This is a genomic window from Streptomyces sp. SAS_281 (assembly GCF_052542855.1).
This window is the reverse complement of record NZ_JBMNDO010000060.1, coordinates 1-16,435: the sequence shown is the minus strand read 5'-3', so window position 1 is coordinate 16,435 and position 16,435 is coordinate 1. Positions and strand designations below refer to the sequence as shown.

At 71.2% G+C, this 16,435-nt stretch carries 15 protein-coding genes; 8 read left to right on the top strand and 7 right to left on the bottom strand.

The genetic code is table 11. The features are described 5' to 3' along the window. Nucleotides 1–130: 130 nt before the first annotated feature. On the top strand, nt 131–2,209 hold the full coding sequence (locus tag ACN6LM_RS22335) for an alkaline phosphatase family protein (RefSeq protein ID WP_445067148.1): 2,079 nt from the start codon (nt 131–133) through the stop codon (nt 2,207–2,209). A 19-nt stretch (nt 2,210–2,228) separates the two neighbouring features. Here the strand turns inward: ACN6LM_RS22335 and ACN6LM_RS22330 are convergent, their stop codons facing one another. Beyond that, nucleotides 2,229–3,044: a serine hydrolase domain-containing protein gene (locus ACN6LM_RS22330; RefSeq protein ID WP_445067147.1), complete on the bottom strand. Its 816-nt coding sequence runs from the start codon at nt 3,042–3,044 to the stop codon at nt 2,229–2,231. 91 nt (nt 3,045–3,135) lie between these two features. Here ACN6LM_RS22330 and ACN6LM_RS22325 point away from each other — a divergent pair, with 91 nt between their 5' ends. From ACN6LM_RS22325 to ACN6LM_RS22315, 3 genes are read left to right on the top strand one after another with little or no spacing between them, the layout of a single operon-like run. Continuing rightward, nucleotides 3,136–3,597, top strand: coding sequence for a MerR family transcriptional regulator (locus ACN6LM_RS22325; protein ID WP_445067146.1), 462 nt, complete (start codon nt 3,136–3,138; stop codon nt 3,595–3,597). Further along, nucleotides 3,597–4,613, top strand: a complete 1,017-nt coding sequence (locus ACN6LM_RS22320; RefSeq protein WP_445067145.1) for an aldo/keto reductase — start codon at nt 3,597–3,599, stop codon at nt 4,611–4,613. The genes ACN6LM_RS22325 and ACN6LM_RS22320 overlap by 1 nt, the downstream gene beginning before the upstream one ends. Before the next feature lie 45 nt (nt 4,614–4,658). Beyond that, a complete protein-coding gene (locus ACN6LM_RS22315; RefSeq protein WP_445067144.1) occupies nt 4,659–5,099 on the top strand; it encodes a VOC family protein in 441 nt (146 codons plus the stop codon). Here the strand turns inward: ACN6LM_RS22315 and ACN6LM_RS22310 are convergent. The 5 genes from ACN6LM_RS22310 to ACN6LM_RS22290 all read right to left on the bottom strand — a co-directional run bounded on the left by ACN6LM_RS22310 (nt 5,042) and on the right by ACN6LM_RS22290 (nt 10,471). Beyond that, nucleotides 5,042–6,142, bottom strand: coding sequence for an alpha/beta hydrolase (locus tag ACN6LM_RS22310; RefSeq protein ID WP_445067143.1), 1,101 nt, complete (start codon nt 6,140–6,142; stop codon nt 5,042–5,044). The genes ACN6LM_RS22315 and ACN6LM_RS22310 overlap by 58 nt on opposite strands. A 148-nt stretch (nt 6,143–6,290) precedes the next feature. Then, nucleotides 6,291–6,974, bottom strand: coding sequence for a response regulator (locus ACN6LM_RS22305; protein ID WP_445067142.1), 684 nt, complete (start codon nt 6,972–6,974; stop codon nt 6,291–6,293). A 13-nt stretch (nt 6,975–6,987) separates the two neighbouring features. After that, nucleotides 6,988–8,217, bottom strand: a complete 1,230-nt coding sequence (locus tag ACN6LM_RS22300) for a sensor histidine kinase (protein ID WP_445067141.1) — start codon at nt 8,215–8,217, stop codon at nt 6,988–6,990. Between the two features lie 16 nt (nt 8,218–8,233). Continuing rightward, nucleotides 8,234–9,172, bottom strand: a complete 939-nt coding sequence (locus ACN6LM_RS22295) for a DUF4429 domain-containing protein (RefSeq protein WP_445067140.1) — start codon at nt 9,170–9,172, stop codon at nt 8,234–8,236. An 87-nt stretch (nt 9,173–9,259) separates the two neighbouring features. Beyond that, nucleotides 9,260–10,471, bottom strand: a complete 1,212-nt coding sequence (locus ACN6LM_RS22290; protein WP_445067139.1) for an alpha/beta hydrolase — start codon at nt 10,469–10,471, stop codon at nt 9,260–9,262. A 304-nt stretch (nt 10,472–10,775) separates the two neighbouring features. On the opposite strand from ACN6LM_RS22290, the gene ACN6LM_RS22285 reads away from it, so the two are divergent. Next, the gene (locus tag ACN6LM_RS22285; RefSeq protein WP_445067138.1) at nt 10,776–11,168 is read left to right on the top strand and encodes a peptidase inhibitor family I36 protein; all 393 of its coding nucleotides are present in this window, start codon (nt 10,776–10,778) and stop codon (nt 11,166–11,168) included. An 80-nt stretch (nt 11,169–11,248) separates the two neighbouring features. Here ACN6LM_RS22285 and aceE read toward each other — a convergent pair whose 3' ends face one another. Further along, entirely contained in the window at nt 11,249–13,990 is a 2,742-nt protein-coding gene (gene aceE, locus ACN6LM_RS22280) for a pyruvate dehydrogenase (acetyl-transferring), homodimeric type (RefSeq protein WP_445067137.1), read from the bottom strand. Nucleotides 13,991–14,531: 541 nt separating this feature from the next. Here aceE and ACN6LM_RS22275 point away from each other — a divergent pair. From ACN6LM_RS22275 to ACN6LM_RS22265, 3 genes are all read left to right on the top strand, one after another. Continuing rightward, the gene (locus ACN6LM_RS22275; RefSeq protein ID WP_445067136.1) at nt 14,532–14,969 is read left to right on the top strand and encodes a DUF3052 domain-containing protein; all 438 of its coding nucleotides are present in this window, start codon (nt 14,532–14,534) and stop codon (nt 14,967–14,969) included. Nucleotides 14,970–15,183: 214 nt separating this feature from the next. Then, nucleotides 15,184–15,642, top strand: a complete 459-nt coding sequence (locus ACN6LM_RS22270) for a peroxiredoxin (protein ID WP_164402589.1) — start codon at nt 15,184–15,186, stop codon at nt 15,640–15,642. A 149-nt stretch (nt 15,643–15,791) separates the two neighbouring features. Next, nucleotides 15,792–16,367, top strand: coding sequence for a TerD family protein (locus ACN6LM_RS22265; protein ID WP_164402590.1), 576 nt, complete (start codon nt 15,792–15,794; stop codon nt 16,365–16,367). The last annotated feature ends 68 nt before the right edge of the window (nt 16,368–16,435 follow it).

The following is a 16,435-nucleotide window of genomic DNA, read 5'->3' as shown; positions in this document are numbered from 1 at the left end:
GCCATGTGAATCTGCCGGTGCCTCAGGAATACGTCCACGGTTCGCCCGCCGTTCGCACCGGCGGCCTAGTTTTCGCAGGCGCGCAGACGTCCCTCCTCCTCGTGAACCACTCTCCCCCAGAGGTGCCCCGATGACCCTTCAGATCAGCGAGATCCCGTGTTCGGACACCGAAGCCGACGACACCGGCGAGCTCACCAATGAGATGCGCATCAGCCGTCGCCGGATGTTGCGGACGGCCGCCGTGTCGCTCGGCGCCCTCGCCGCCGGGCCGGTGGCCGACGCGGTCGGTGGTGCGCAGGCCGAGGCGGCCGAATACCGCCTGCCCAAAGGCTTCAAGGGCGATATCTCCGACCTGAGGCACGTGGTGATCCTCATGCAGGAGAACCGTTCCTTCGACCACTACCTCGGCCAGCTGAAGGGGGCGCGCGGCCACGACGACAAGCAGGTCCTGACGTTCCAGGACGGCACCACCGTCTTCCAGCAGCGCGACGCCGCCGGCGCCATCGTGACGCCCGCCGTCTCGACCGCCACCTGGAGCGACAAGCACAACTTCTACGGTGCCAACGGCGGGCGCTGGGACACCTGGGTGCAGGACAAGGGCGACCACTGCATGTGGTACTACACGCCCGACTACATGCCGTGGATGTACTCGCTCGCCTCCCAGTACACCGTCTGCGACATGAACTTCTGCTCGCTGCACGGACCCACCATCCCCAACCGCTACTACCTGATGAGCGGCACGGCCGGCGGCGAGACCAGCAACGCCGGGCAGAACAACTACACCCGCCGCTGGACCACCGTCCCCGAACAGCTCCAGCAGGCCGGCATCAACTGGCGGGTCTACTCCGACAACAGCGGCAACGGCGTCGGCAAGAGCCTCCAGAGCGGGTACGTCGGCGAGTACGGCTGCAACGTCACCAACAGCTTCGCCGTCTTCGACCCCCGCACCGCCGACCCGGCCGAGCTCGAACCGGGCACCGGAAAGGTCTGGAAGGCCAACTCCTTCGTCTACGCGGGCGCCACCACCCCCAACGACGACTCCGAGGCCAACCTGGACGCCGTCCTGCGCGACCTGATCGCCGCCTGCGAGCCGGGCGCCGAGCACCCGCTGCCCGAGGTGTCCTGGGTGGTCATGCCCGCCGCGTGGAGCGAGCACCCGGGCTTCGACACGGTGCACGGCGAGCGGTACATGAACAAGGTGCTGAAGACGCTCCAGAGCAACGAGGACATCTGGAACCACACCCTGGTGATCATCACCTACGACGAGAACGACGGGAAGTTCGACCACGTCCTGCCGCCGCGCCCGGAGGCGGGCACCCCCGGCGAGTACTCCGGCACCACCCCGTACGGATTCGGGCCCCGCGTCCCGATGCTGCTGGTCTCCCCGTGGACGCGCGGCGGCTACGTCGCCTCGGAGGTCTTCGACCACACCTCGACCGTGAAGTTCCTGGAGACCTGGGCCGCGCATCTGGGCAAGCCGTTCACCTGCCCGAACATCACCCCGTGGCGCCGCTCCATCGCCGGCGACCTGACCAGCGCGATCGACTTCGCGCACCCGCGACCCGGCCCGGTCGTCATCGCCGACCCGGTCACCGGCACCCCGCCGAGGCCGCCCCGCGACCGGATGGAGCCGCGCGGACTCTCCTTCCACCCGCACGCCGTGCTCACCGAGGACCGGGCCGCCGGCACGGTGACCGCCGCCATGACGCTGACCGGCGGCCCGGAGGGCAAGGCGGTGAGCCTCCAGGTCTTCCCCGACCGGTACCTCCCGTTCGAGAACATCCCGCACACGGTGAGCGAGGCGGCCCCGCGCTCGTACACCTGGGACACGACCGCCACCGACGGCAGGTACGCCTTCTCGGTGTACGGCCCCGACGGGTTCCTGCGCTCCTTCGCCGGGCAGGTCGTTCCCGAGGACGCGAGCACCCGCCGCATCGGCCTGCCGCGCGTGGAGGCGCGGCTGGTCCGGGGCCGGCGTCCGGTGGTCCGCCTGGGGCTGCACAACGACGGCCGCCACCCCGTCCGGTACACCCTGGAGGCCAACGACTACGCGGGCGGCACCCGTAAGGTCACCGTCCCCGGCGGCCACTCCGCGGTCGTGGAGTGGCCCACCGAGCACGGCTACTACGACGTGGTGCTCACCGCCGACACCGGCACCGGCTGGACCCAGCGGTACGCGGGCCGGGTGGCGACGGTGAACGACCGCTGACCGGGGCGGCCGGCCCGGCTCAGCCCGCCAGCTCCGCCAGCACCGCGTCGGTGAACGGCGGCCACACCTCGACCGCCCACGGGCCGAAGGCCCGGTCGGTGAGCGCGACGCAGGCCGCGCCCGCCGCCGGGTCGACCCAGAGGAACGTGCCCGACTGCCCGAAGTGGCCGAAGGTCGCGGGGGAGGAGGAGGCGCCGGTCCAGTGCGGGGACTTGGAGTCGCGGATCTCGAAGCCGAGGCCCCAGTCGTTGGGGTTCTGGTGGCCGTAGCCGGGGAGGACGCCCTTCAGGCCCGGGTGGACGACGGTCTGCGCGGCGAGCACGGTGCGCGGGTCGAGGAGGCGGGGGGCCTGCACCTCGGCGGCGAAGCGCGCGAGGTCGGCGACCGTGGAGACGCCGTCCTTCGCGGGGGAGCCGGCCAGGGTGGTCGCGGTCATCCCGAGCGGTTCCAGGACCGCCTGTCGGACGTATTCCGGGAACGGGATCCCGGTGGTCTTCGCGATGTGGTCGCCCAGCACCTCGAAGCCCGCGTTGGAGTAGAGGCGCCGGTTGCCGGGCGGGGCCATCACCCGGTGCTCGTCGAACGCGAGGCCGCTGGTGTGGGCGAGGAGGTGGCGCACGGTCGAGCCCTCGGGGCCCGCCGGTTCGTCCAGCTCCACGGCGCCCTCCTCGTACGCCACCAGCGCCGCGTACGCCGCGAGCGGTTTGGTGACGGAGGCGAGCGGGAAGCGGTGCGCGGTCGGGCCGTGCGTACCGGCGACCGTGCCGTCCGCTCGTACGACGGCCGCCGCGGCGGTGGGGACGGGCCAGTTCTCGATCATCGCCAGGCTCTGCATGCGTACGAGAGTAGATTCCGTAGCCCGTCTGTCGGAAACCGCACCCGGTGGTGCTTGCTTCGAGTGCACTCCAACGTCATAGCGTGGAGGCATGACGGTGATGGAGACCACTTCGACCCGGACCGATATCTGCGCCTCCGCCCCCTCGGCGCACCCGCGCCCCGACGGGCAGGACCGCTACACGATCAGCGAGGTCGCCGCGTTCACCGGGCTGACCGCCCACACCCTGCGCTGGTACGAGCGGATCGGGCTCATGCCGCACGTCGACCGGTCGCACACCGGTCAGCGCCGCTTCAGCAACCGGGACCTCGACTGGCTCGCCTTCGTCACCAAGCTGCGGCTGACCGGGATGCCGGTCGCGCACATGGTCCGGTACGCCGAGCTCATACGCGAGGGCGACCACACCTTCGAGGAACGGCAGGAACTGCTGGAGGCGACCCGCCGCGACGTGAGGACGCGGATCGCGGAGCTCCAGGACACCCTGGCCGTGCTGGACTACAAGATCGACTTCTATGCGGGCGCCCGCAGGGTGCCGGAAGGGCCCAGTGCCTGATGACTGACAACAAGATCGCCACCGTCGAACTCGGCCGCGGCGGCCCCCGCGTCGGGGTCCAGGGCCTCGGCTGCATGGGCATCAGCGAGTTCTACGGCGACACCGACGAGGTTTCGGCCCGCGAGACGCTGGAGACGGCGCTGGCGGCGGGCGTCACCCTCTTCGACACCGCCGACATCTACGGCAGCGGCGCCAACGAGACCTTCCTCGCGCCGTTCGTCGGGGCGCACCGCGACGAGATCACCCTCGCCACCAAGTTCGGTATCGAGCGGCGCGACGAGGACCCCGACTACCGGGGCGTCAACAACAGCCCCGCGTACATCCGCAAGGCCGTCGAGGCGAGCCTGCGCCGCCTGGACACCGACGTGATCGACCTCTACTACATGCACCGCCACGACAGCGCCGTCCCGTTCGCGGAGTCCGTCGGCGCCATGGCCGAGCTGGTCCGGGAGGGCAAGGTCAAACAGCTCGGGCTCAGCGAGGTCACCGGCGCCGAACTGCGCGAGGCGCACGCAGTGCACCCGATCGCCGCCCTCCAGTCCGAGTGGTCCCTCTTCAGCCGGGACGTGGAGCGCAGCGCGCTCTCCGCCGCCGCCGAACTGGGCGTCACGGTCGTCCCGTACTCCCCGCTGGGCCGGGGCTTCCTCACCGGGTCCTTCACGGACGCGGGCAAGGAACTGGCCCCGGGCGACTTCCGCGCCTCGCAGCCCCGCATGACCGGCGAGAACGCGAAGGCCAACGCGGCGCTCCTGGAGCCCGTCCGCAAGATCGCCGCCGCGCACGGGGCGACCGCCGGGCAGGTCGCGCTCGCCTGGGTGCAGCAGCGCGCCCAGGTCCACGGCATCGGCGTGGTCCCGATCCCGGGCACCCGCAAGAGCCACCGCCTCCTGGAGAACGTGGGCGCGACCCGCCTCACGCTCACCGACGACGAGCTGGCCCTCCTCGAACCGATCGCCGGGCAGGTCGCGGGCGACCGCTACCAGGACATGAGCCTGACCTCCCTCGCCCGCGAGTAGCGCGGGGTAGCGTCCGTAGGAGGAAGCGACAGAGGAGGCAGCCGCATGGCGATCAAGCGGATGGACAACGTCGGCATCGTGGTCGAGGACCTGGACGCCGCCGTCGCGTTCTTCCGGGAACTCGGCATGGAGCTGGAGGGCAAGGGCGAGGTCCAGGGCGGCTTCGCCGAGCAGTGCACCGGGCTCGACGGCACCCACTGCGAGATCGCCATGCTCCGGACCCCGGACGGGCACAGCCGCCTGGAGCTGGCGAAGTACCTCAGCCCCGCGCCGATCGACGCCCCGCGCGACCGGCCGCACAACGTGCTCGGTACGCACCGCGTGATGTTCGCCGTGGACGACATCGAGGACACCGTCGCCCGGCTGCGCCCGCTCGGCGGCGAACTCGTCGGTTCCGTCGCGCGCTTCGAGGACAGCTACCTGCTCTGCTACCTGCGCGGCCCGGCCGGTGTCATCGTCGGGTTGGCGGAGGAGCTGGGGCGGTAGTCGTACGCCCCGGTCGCGATCGCCGTGAACGCGCGCAGCGACTCCGTCCCCGGGGCGAAGTACCCCGTGTGCCCCTGCGCGTCGTCCGCGGGCACCCGGCGGGCGCCGAACCCCGGCGACGCGGGGTCGGCGCCGTGGCCGAGCCCGGCGAACTCGACGTGCGGGACCTTGTCGATCCAGTCGCCGGGGTCCTTCGCCGCCCACACCCGCGCCCCGGTGCGCAGACCGGCCACGCTGTCCGCGCGCATCCCGGGCGAGCCGAGGACCACCAGGTCGGCGACGCGCAGCCGGTGCGCGGCCAGGCCGCAGACGACCGAGCCGTAGCTGTGGCAGAACACCGTGGCGACGGGCGCCCCGGCGGCCCTCAGCCCGTCCGTGAACCGGGTCAGCCGCGCGGAGCCGGCCTCCGCCAGCGTCCCCCGGGCCGCGTCGAGCCCGAGGCCCACCGGTGTGGTGTACCCGGCCCAGGCGATCACGGCGGTGCCCGGCCCCGTACGGGCGTACAGCGACCTGGCCATGCCGGCCGGGGTGCCGTACACATCGGTCGTACGGTCGAACGTGCCGGCGTCGATGTCGGACCCGGGCACCACCACGGACACCCGCCGAGCGGCCGTCAGGTCGCCGAAGACCTCCGCGACCTGGCCCCGGCCGCGCGGGTCGAACGCCAGGAAGCGGCGGGCCGGGTCCTCGGCGAGGTGGACGTAGCGGGAGTCGTGGGACGCCCTCAGCGCACGGGCGTTGGCGCGGTAGCGCAGTTCGACGGGGGCGCCGTCGAGGTTGCCGACGACGAGCGGATGCCGTGCGGCCAGGGCCTGTCGCTGCGCCTCGTTCAACCCCGCGAAGAACGCGGCGACTTCGGCGGGCGAATCGGCCTCCGGGTCGGGCAGTTCGCGGCCCAGCGTGTGGTCGGCCCGCCAGGAGGCCGTGCCCGGCGGCGGACCCGTGACCGCCTGCTGGGCGTTGCCCGACACCCAGCCCGCCGTCCCCGACACCACGGTGACCGCGAGCGCGGCCGCGACCAGGGTCCTCGCGTAACGCCTCATCCGCCCCGCCCTTCCTCTCCGGCCGAACCGGCCGGTCCCCGCACGCCGTTCGGCGCGACGGGAGGAAGGTAGGAACGCGGTGGGTGCGCGGGCGTCACACCGGGGGGCCAAGCCGTGTGATACCCGGGTAGGGGGTGGGGCGGGCGCGTCAGGCGGAGCCGGGGACGACGAGCCCCGCCTCGTACGCGAAGATCACCGCCTGCGCCCGGTCGCGCAGGGACAGTTTCGCCAGGACGCGCCCGATGTGCGTCTTCACCGTCTGTTCGGCGAGCACCAGCTTTCCGGCGATCTCCTGGTTCGACAGGCCGCGCGCGATGAGTTCCAGGACCTCCGTCTCGCGCGGCGTCAGCCCGTTGAGGCGCAGCGTCGCCCCGCCCCGGGACGCCGCCGCAGGCCCCTGCTTCGCGAAGTCGGCGATCAGACGGCGCGTCACGGAGGGGGCGAGCAGCGCGTCGCCCGCCGCCACCACCCGGACCGCCGCGATCAGGTCCGCCGGGGGCGCGTCCTTCAGCAGGAAGCCGGACGCCCCGGCCCGCAGCGCCTCGTACACGTAGTCGTCCACGTCGAACGTGGTCAGCATCAGCACTCTGGGCACGTGGACCACGCCCGGCGGCGGGTCGAGGAGCGCGCGAGCCGCCGCGAGGCCGTCCATCTCGGGCATCCGCACGTCCATCAGGACCACGTCCGGGTGGACACGGCGGCTGACCTCGACGCCCTGGCGCCCGTCCGGCGCCTCACCGACCACGTCGATGTCCGCCTGTGCCGCCAGCAGGGCGGCGAAACCCGCCCGCACCATGGCCTGGTCGTCGACGATGATCACACGGATGGTCACGGTTCCTCCGGACTCAGGGGGCGTCGTCGGGCCCGGCCGGGGACAGCGGCAGCCGCGCGGCGACCCGGAACCCCCCGTCCGGCAGCGGCCCGGCGTCCAGTGAGCCGCCCGTCAACCGTACGCGCTCCCGCATCCCGATCAGACCGTGGCCCGTTCCCGCCGTCTCCAGCGGCGAAACCCGCTGCTCCGGAGGGGCGTTGACGACCAGCACCGTCAACTGCCCGCCGTCCGAGGTGACCGAGATCCGCGTTCGGGCACCCGGCGCGTGCCGGACCACGTTCGCCAGCGCCTCTTGCACGATCCGGTACGCAGACAAGTCAACGGCCGACGGTATGTCACCCAGACCGGCGGCCAGCGACAGTTCGGCGGGAAGCCCCGTCCGCACCGTCGACTCCACCAGCTGCTGCAAGCGGTCGATCCCCGGCTGCGGGGCCCGTTCGCCCTCCGCGCCGTCACCGCGCAGCACCACGAGCAGCCGCCGCATCTCGGCCAGCGACTCCCGCGCGCTCGCCGCGATCGTCCCGAACTCCTCCCGTGCCTCGTCCGACAGCTCCGGCAGCCGGTAGGGCGCGGAGTCCGCCTGGACGGTGATCACGGACATGTGGTGGGCGACCACGTCGTGCAGCTCCCGGGCGATCCTGGCCCGCTCCTCCAGCAGCGTCCGCCGGGCGCGCTCCGCCTCGCTGACGGTCTCCTGCTCGGCGAGCCGGCGCTGCGCGACGCGCCGTTCCCGTACCGCCGCGCCGATCACCAGCACCACGGCCGCGCACAGGGGCAGCAGCAGCGCGGAGCCGTCGCTGCGGTCCGCGCGGACCAGATGGAGGATGAGGCTCGCCGCCCCGATCGCCAGCCAGACGGCGACGAGAACCCGCCGGGACCTGCGCAGGGCCAGCGCGAGGAGCAGGAAGAGATGGGCGATGAGCGGCGCGGGCGGCCACGGCCACACGTCGTACTCGCGGGCCGGCTGCCCCAGGAGCACCAGCGCGCCCGCGACGTCCGCCGGGAAGACGATCCACCAGGCCCACAGAGGGCGGTGCGCCATCAGCAGCAGGGGCCCGGCCTGGGTGACGGCGAGGGTGGTGGCGACCGCGCCGCCGAGCCCGTACTGGTCGAGGAGATTGGCCAGGGTGACGGGGAGGAAGAGCACCGTCAGGAGCACGGCGGCGGCCTGCGGCAGGAAACTCGTCCACCGCCGGGAACCGGTGGTGTGCGCGGGGGCGGAAGCGGGTATCGGCTCGGTCATCTCGGGCGGCGGCCGGCTACAGCTCGGCCAGGAGCTGAGCCTTCTTGGCGCTGAACTCCTCATCGGTCACCAGGCCGGCCCGGTGCAGCTCCCCCAGGTGGTGGATGCGCTCCGCGATGTCGGCCGGATCGCGCCGGGCGGCTGCGGTGAGGGCGCCGGCGGCCGGGGACGCGGACTGCTTCCTGCGCACGGATTCGAGGACGGCCGCCGCGAAGGGCAGCGACTCGTGGACCGGGCCGTAGCCAAGCCCGAAGATCACCGCCGCGGGGTCCTGGTCGGCCCGGGCGGGCCGGGGTATCACCGGCTGGAGGCCGGTGGCCGTCCCGCCCGTCGCGGGAGCGGTGAGCCCTCCGGACGCGGGGACCGCGGTGTCCGAGCCCCTGGGCAGCAGCCGCAGATAGCCCTCCAGGCCCTCCGGCGAGCGCCACTCGACCCCGCACAGATCCGTGACCGGGAACGTCTGGTCGCCGGCCTTCCACTTCTCCGACGAGGCGCCCGTCCAGGACCAGCGGAAGGAGATCCGCTCACCGTCGAAGCCGGCCCGCCCGTCGTACGCCTTGAACTGCATCGGGGCCTCCGGGGCCGCGACCAGGAAACGGTCGGCGGGATCGCCCGAGTCCGCGCCGAGGCAGGACCGCAGCTCGTCCGCGTAGTACTCGGCCAGGGTCTCGCGGGCGGCGGGGAGCACCAGCCGGTACGGGTCGCAGCCGTCCTTCAGCTGTCCGGCGGCGGCTTCCAGGAGCGGGTCGGCCCCGGGGCGCGGGACGGCGCGCAGCACCACCGTGCCCCGCCTGCCCGGGGTCAGCGTCACCGACGACAGCGCCGCGTGCGGGACGCGGCGCTCACGGAGGCTCTGGAGGAGTCTCGGTGTGCGGATACCCCGTTCGTAGCGGATGAGCACGGAGTCGGCGTCGAACTCCCAGGTGGCATGAATTCCGGCCAGCACATCACCCATGGGCCTCATCGTATGCGGCACTTGCCCGCCCCGTCCCCTCTCGGAGTCGACCGCTTCCGGAGGCCGGAGGCGGTGTCTCTACGCGTGTCAGGCTGTCGCGTTGGCGTACACCCCGTCGTTGCAGGTGCTGTCGGCCGGTGCGCAGGTCACCGACGTGTATGCGCCAACTCCGATCGCGGCGAAGTTGTCCAGGCTCTCGGTGCCCGGTTCGAAGTAGCCGCTGTGGCCGAGCGCGCCGTCCGCCGAGACGACCCGGGCGCCGAAGTCGTGGTCCACCGGATCGGCACCGTGTCCGAGGCCCCCGAACTCCAGGTTCGGCACGTCCTCGATCCAGTCGCCGCTGTCCCGCATCGCCCACACGTGCGCCCGGGTGTGCAGCTGTCCGGCGTTGTCCGCCCGCATGCCCGGGCTGCCGGCCACGGCGATGTCCTCGACCCGGCCGGGCAGCCTGCTCGCGGCGACCCCGCACAGAACGGAGCCGTAGCTGTGGCAGAACAGTGAGACCGGGGCCGGTCCCGGGAGTGCCCGGACGAGCGCGTCGAGCCGGACCGCCCCGCGCTCGGCGAGGTTGCCGAGGGCGGCGTCCATGCCGATGCCGACGGGCGTGGTGTAGTCGGCCCAGGCGATGACGGCGGTGCGCGCCTCGGGGCTCGCGGCGCGCTCGGCGGCGTACAGCGACTTGGCCATGCCGACGGGCGCGGCGTTGGTCTTGGCGCCGGTGCGTTCCAGGGTCAGCAGATTCGTGTCGACGCCGGGCACGACGAGCGAGATGCGCCGTGCCCGGTCCAGGTCGCCGAAGACCTCGGCGGCGAGCCCGCGCCCCGACGGGTCGAACGCCAGGAAGTGGCGGTCCCGGGCGAGCATCGAGCGGAATCGGTCCAGCCGGTGCTGGGCCTCGGCGCGGCCGGACGCGGAGAGTCTGGTGTCGTGGACGCGTTGGCGTTCGATCGCACCGGCCTGCCCGATCGCCCGCCGGTTCGCGCGGTAACGCGTGGTGACCGGGGCGCCGTTGAGGTTCCCCACGACGAGCGGGTATCTGTCGGCGAGGTGCGCGCGCTGCCCCGGTGTCAGCGTGGCGAAGAAGTGGGCCAGCTTGTACGGCGCGGTGTCGGCGTCCGGCAGCGGCTGGCCCGCTATCGACCCCTTGGCCCAGGCGGCCAGCGCGAGCGCGCGGGAGTCGCCGGAGCGCTGGTGGTGCACAGCGGTCCAGCCGGTCGTCGCGAGCATCACGAAAACGACCGCTACGGCGAGCAGGGCGCGCCAGGCGGTGAGCGTGGGGGAGGAGTCGAAGGAAGTCACTCCGGACCACCCTAGGAGACGGGTGGAGCCCGTTCGGGAGCAGGGTGACCCAGATCACTCGACTGTGCGGAAGGACACCGTGATCGCCTCACCCTGCGTACGGCCTTGCGGCACGCTCCGCACCGTTCGCGTCAACCCTGTGGGGGTTGTCACCTTTCGGAGTGAAGTCGGGCTCCGACCCTTCCGATTACTCTCCGTAACCAAGCAAGGTGGGTGCCGGGAGATCCACATCGGTGGACGCCCCGCATCAGCAGTTCCTCACGGCATGTCCATCACACGTCCATCACACGGGGGTTCCACTCACATGCGTACGACCGTCGCCGCAGCCGTCCTGGCCGTCACCGCCCTGTTCCTGTCCGCACCCGCCGGGGCCTCCGCACCCGCCCGGGCCTCCGCACCCGCCGCGCCCGTCCGGCTCGGGGAATGCGGGAGCGGGCAGCTGTGCCTCTGGGCGAAGCCCGACTTCACCGGCGCCCGGCAGACCCATGAGCTGTCCACCATCGACATCGAGAGCTGCGTCCCGCTGCCATCCGGCACCACCGCCCAGGCCCTCGCCAACCGCACCGGCCGGCCCGTCACCACCTATCAGTCCGCCGAGTGCGCGGAAACCGGTGAGTTCGAGACGTACCCGGGCGGCGGCACCTGGCTGCCGCGTTCGCCCTACCAGGTGCGCGCCTTCAAGGTGTGGGAGAGCTGACCGGCTCCGGACGCGCCGCGGGGCGGCGGCACCCTCCCCGGGTCCCACCGCCCCGCACCGGGCCGGTCTCCGCGCCCGTGTTACGCGTCGCCGCCCGCGGCCCCCGGATCGGCCGAGGCCACGTCCAGCAGCTCGTAGCGGTCCACCGCCGTCTTCAGCGCCGACCGGTCCACCTTCCCGTCCTTCGCCAGCTCCGTGAGCACCGCGAGCACGATCGACTGCGCGTCGATGTGGAAGTACCGCCGCGCCGCGCCCCGCGTGTCAGCGAACCCGAACCCGTCCGCGCCCAGCGACTGGTACGCCCCGGGCACCCAGCGGGCGATCTGGTCCGGCACGGACCGCATCCAGTCCGACACCGCCACGAACGGCCCCTGCGCCCCGGACAGCTTGCGCGTCACGTACGGCACGCGCTGCTCCTCCTCCGGGTGCAGCAGGTTGTACCGCTCCACGTCCACGGCCTCGCGCCGCAGTTCGTTCCAGGAGGTCGCCGACCAGACGTCCGCCTTCACGTTCCACTCGTCGGCGAGGATGCGCTGCGCCTCGACCGCCCATGGCACCGCCACACCGGAAGCCAGGATCTGGGCCGGGATCTCGCCCCTCTCCCCGCCGCTGTAGCGGTAGACGCCCTTCAGGATGCCCTCGACGTCGACATCGGCGGGCTCCGCCGGGTGCTGGATCGGCTCGTTGTAGACGGTGAGGTAGTAGAAGACGTCCTCGTTCTCCTCGGGGGTCCCGCCGTACATCCGGCGCAGACCGTCCTGCACGATGTGCGCGATCTCGAACCCGAACGCCGGGTCGTAGGCCACGCAGGCCGGGTTGGTCGACGCCAGCAGTTGCGAGTGCCCGTCGGCGTGCTGGAGCCCCTCGCCGGTCAGCGTCGTCCGGCCGGCGGTCGCGCCCAGCACGAAGCCGCGCGCCAGCTGGTCCGCCATCTGCCAGAACTGGTCACCGGTGCGCTGGAAGCCGAACATCGAGTAGAAGACGTACACCGGGATCAGCGGCTCGCCGTGCGTCGCGTAGGCGGAGCCCGCGGCGATCAGCGAGGCCGTGCAGCCCGCCTCCGAGATGCCGTCGTGCAGCATCTGCCCGGTCGGCGACTCCTTGTACGCGAGCAGCAGATCGCGGTCGACCGACTCGTACTGCTGGCCGAGCGGGTTGTAGATCTTCGCGCTCGGGAAAAAGGCGTCCATGCCGAAGGTGCGGTACTCGTCGGGCGCGATCAGCACGAAGCGCTTGCCGATCTCCTTGTCCCGCATGAGGTCCTTCAGGATGCGGACGAACGCCATGGTGGTGGCGATCGACTGCTGACCCGAGCCCTTCTTCGCCGCCGCGTACGTCTTGTCCTCGGGCAGCGGCAGGGGCTTCGCGCGCACCACCCGGGTCGGGACGTAGCCGCCCAGGCCCTTGCGGCGGTCGTGCATGTACTGGATCTCCTCCGAGCCGCGGCCCGGGTGGTAGTACGGCGGGTTGCCGTCCTCCAGCTCCTTGTCGGCGATCGGGATGTGCAGCCGGTCCCGGAAGCGCTTCAGATCCTCGGCGGTGAGCTTCTTCATCTGGTGGGTCGCGTTGCGCCCCTCGAAGTTCGGCCCGAGGGTCCAGCCCTTGACCGTCTGCGCCAGGATCACCGTCGGCTGGCCCTTGTGGGCCTTGGCCGCCGCATAGGCCGCGTACACCTTGCGGTGGTCGTGACCGCCGCGCCCCAGGTGCAGGATCTGCTGGTCGGTCATGTCCTTGACCATCTCGCGCAGCCTCGGGTCGTCCCCGAAGAAGTGTTCCCGGATGTACGCGCCGGTCTCCGTCGCGTACGTCTGGAACTGCCCGTCCGGCGTCGTGTTCAGCTTGTTGACCAGGATGCCGGTGCGGTCCTGCGCCAGCAGCGGGTCCCAGGACCGGTCCCAGACCAGCTTGATCACGTTCCACCCGGCGCCCCGGAACTGGGACTCCAGCTCCTGGATGACCTTGCCGTTGCCGCGCACCGGGCCGTCGAGGCGCTGGAGGTTGCAGTTGACGACGAAGGTCAGGTTGTCCAGGCCCTCGCGCGCGGCGATGGACAGTTGGCCGAGCGACTCCGGCTCGTCCATCTCGCCGTCACCGAGATACGCCCACACATGCGAGTTCGACGTGTCGGCGATGCCGCGCGCCTCCATGTACCGGTTCATCCGCGCCTGGTAGATCGCGCCGAGCGGGCCGAGGCCCATCGACACCGTCGGGAACTCCCAGAAGTCCGGCATCAGCCGCGGATGCGGATAGCTGGACAGCCCGTTCGGCGCCTTCGACTTCTCCTGGCGGAACGCGTCGAGCTGCGCCTCGCTCAACCGGTCCAGCAGGAAGGCGCGGGCGTAGATCCCGGGCGAGGCGTGCCCCTGGAAGAAGATCTGGTCGCCGCCCAGACCGTCGTCCTTGCCCCGGAAGAAGTGGTTGAAGCCGACGTCGTACAACGAGGCCGAGGAGGCGAAGGTGGCGATGTGACCGCCCACGCCGATCCCCGGTCGCTGGGCGCGCGAGACCATCACGGCCGCGTTCCAGCGGGTCGCGTTGAGGATCTTGCGCTCGATCTCCTCGTCGCCGGGGAAGAACGGCTCGTCCTTCGTGGCGATCGTGTTGACGTAGTCCGTGCTGCGCATCTCCGGCACGGCGACGCGCTTCTCGCGCGCTCGCTCGATGAGCCGGAGCATGAGATAGCGGGCCCGCTCACGGCCGCGCTCGTCGACGGCGGCGTCGAGGGAGTCGAGCCATTCCTGGGTCTCTTCGGGATCAAAATCCGGGACCTGGCTCGGAAGGCCGCCAATGATGATCGGGTTGCGATCGGATCCGGAAGCCACGCTGTTCCTTCGCTGTTCGGTGCTGCGCTTCGGGGCCTGTTACGGGAGTCCTGCCCCCGGACGAGAGGTACGTGTACGCCAACCCATCGTGTACCGCTGAAACGCGTACGTCATCTCTACCGAGAGGTAACCCCGAACGCGTCCCCCGCCCGGTTCCGCCGGGGCGGATGGACGGCCGCCGAGTGGGTATCGGTGCAGGCAGAAGGTCTCGGACAGGGTGGGGCAGGCGGGGCGAGAAGGGACGGAACGCAACCATACGCCCAAGGCGTGCAAGTGTTCCCAAAAGCTGCTCGGCTCCGAATGCCGGACCGAAACGGCATAAGCTGTCCAAGGACGTAGGACGCGACAGGAGTGGAGGAGGACGCGAAGCCCTCGCAGAAGGGCTGCCTGAAGGGCGGCGACGTGGCAGGAAACGTCACCGTTTAGGCGGTCTCGTACGCTGGGTACTTGCGCGATCCGCCGCTCCCGTGTGGACTACGGCCAACGCCCCGCGCACGCGCGTGGCTGAAGCATTTTCCGAAACATGATCAGGAGGCAACCCGTGAGCGCGACCGCGGACCACGCGGAGGAGCGGACCAACCCGGCGACACGCCTGGGGTTCGAGCCCGGACAGGTGGTCCAGGAGATCGGCTACGACGACGACGTCGAGCTGGAGCTCCGTGAGGGCATTGAGGCCATTACCGGCCAGGACCTCGTCGATGAGGACTACGACGACATCGCTGATGTCGTCCTGCTGTGGTTCCGCGACGAGGACGGCGACCTTACGGACGCGCTGGTGGATGCCATCGGTCTGCTCGAGGACGGCGGTGTGGTCTGGCTGATGACGCCCAAGACCGGCCGCGACGGATACGTCGAGCCGAGCGACATCAACGAGGCCGCCCAGACCGCCGGGCTCGCCCAGACCAAGAGCGTCAGCGCGGGCAAGGACTGGTCGGGAAGCCGTCTCGTCACGCCCAAAGCGGCCAAGGCCAAGCGCTGACCCCACCAACCCCTGAAGGCCCCCGACAGGCATCACGCCGGCCGGGGGCCTTCGTACGTCCGGCTCGCACATCCGTGTCCCGGATACCCGTTGGCTTGATCCGCGCGTACGCGGGAAGCTTTCCCGGGTGCCGCACGGGCGCCCGGGGGGTCTGCGTAGGGTGGGGGTCACCCGGACAGCCCAGCCCGGTGACGTAGCGAAGGGACGCGTTTTCATGGCGATCGAGGTCGGCACCCAGGCCCCGGATTTCGAGCTGAAGGACAACCACGGCCGGACCGTGAAGCTCTCTGATTTCCGTGGCGAGAAGAACGTGGTGCTGCTGTTCTACCCGTTCGCCTTCACCGGCGTCTGCACGGGCGAGCTGTGCGCGCTCCGCGACGAGCTGCCCACGTTCGAGAACGACGACACGCAGCTGCTGGCCGTGTCCAACGACTCGATCCACACCCTGCGCGTCTTCGCCGAGCAGGAGGGTCTGGAGTACCCGCTGCTCTCCGACTTCTGGCCGCACGGCGAGACCTCGCGGGCCTACGGCGTCTTCGACGAGGAGAAGGGCTGCGCGGTGCGCGGCACCTTCATCATCGACAAGGAGGGCGTGGTGCGCTGGACGGTCGTCAACGGCCTGCCCGACGCGCGCGACCTCAACGATTACGTCAAGGCGCTCGGCACCCTCTGATCCGGCTTCGGACGGATCGCGGGCCGACCCGGGGCGGAAAGCCTGTTTCGGCCGGGAACCGGTCACTAGGATCCACTCGTTGACCGGATGTCAACACGACGTGGAGGCGCCGGCACCGGCCGGCCCCCAAGAAACCAATGGGAGGACTCGTGGGAGTCAGCCTCAGCAAGGGCGGCAACGTCTCGCTGACCAAGGCCGCGCCCAACCTGACCGCGGTCATCGTGGGTCTCGGCTGGGACGCCCGTACCACCACCGGCGGGGACTTCGACCTCGACGCCAGTGCTCTGCTGACGAACGCCGAGGGCAAGGTCGCCAACGACGGCAACTTCGTCTTCTTCAACAACCTCAAGAGCCCCGACGGCTCCGTCGAGCACACCGGTGACAACCTCACCGGTGAGGGCGAGGGCGACGACGAGGTCATCAACGTCAACCTGGCCACGGTCCCGGCCGACGTCGACAAGATCGTCTTCCCGGTCTCGATCTACGAGGCCGAGAGCCGCCAGCAGAGCTTCGGCCAGGTCCGCAACGCGTACATCCGCGTCGTCAACCAGGCCGACAACAGCGAGCTCGCGCGCTACGACCTGTCCGAGGACGCCTCGACCGAGACCGCCATGGTCTTCGGCGAGCTGTACCGCAACGGCGCGGAGTGGAAGTTCCGCGCCATCGGCCAGGGCTACGCCTCCGGTCTGCGCGGCATCGCGCAGGACTTCGGCGTCAACGTCTGACCTGCCCGGGGCCGAGGTGTTCACCACACCAAGTGGCGAGCCCCCACGCCAACGCGACTTCGATATCA